Below are 625 nucleotides of genomic sequence, written 5' to 3'. Positions count from 1 at the left end.
AGCGTCACGGTCCACAACGCTGATGGCAGTCAGGAAGTCTACGTCCACGACCAGCGGGCGCGGCTGGTACAGAGGATTGATCCGGACGGCGCGCAACACTTCAAGTCCTACGACGACAAAGGCCGGCTGACCGTCGAACAGGACCCGCTGGGCGCGGTGACGGCGTATCAATACGACGAAGCCGGACGCTTGATTGCACTGTTTTCCGGCGACGATGAGCCGACGTCCTACGAGCATGACAACGGCTTTGTACGGGTTGTGCGGCGTGGCGAGGCCGTCTGGAAATACCAGCGCAACGATCAGGGCGATATCACCCGCAAGACGGATCCCGAAGGGTTCGTTACCAACTACCGCTACAACAAACGCGGCCAGCTGACGGAAGTCTGGTACCCGGATCACAGCTGCCAGCGCCTGAACTGGAATGACTTCGGCCAACTCATCGAGGAACAGTTACCCAACGGCAGTACCCGGCGTTATCGCTATGACGCGCTGGGACGGCAAATTGCCCGCGAGGATGAACACGGCGCGCTGACTCAGTACCAATGGGACAGCGTTGGGCGGTTGATTCAGGTGGTGTTGCCGGGCGGTGCCACCCGGGCCTACAGCTACAACCCTTACGGAAAAG

1 pseudogene is annotated in these 625 nt (G+C 60.5%); it reads left to right on the top strand.

The features are described 5' to 3' along the window. Nucleotides 1-625 (top strand): annotated as a pseudogene (locus GNF76_RS29255) (RHS repeat protein); the annotation flags it as partial.

Source organism: Pseudomonas spelaei (genome assembly GCF_009724245.1).
Lineage (GTDB): Bacteria > Pseudomonadota > Gammaproteobacteria > Pseudomonadales > Pseudomonadaceae > Aquipseudomonas > Aquipseudomonas spelaei.
The sequence above is the reverse complement of the archived record's forward strand: the minus strand, read 5'-3'. Positions and strand labels throughout refer to the sequence as shown.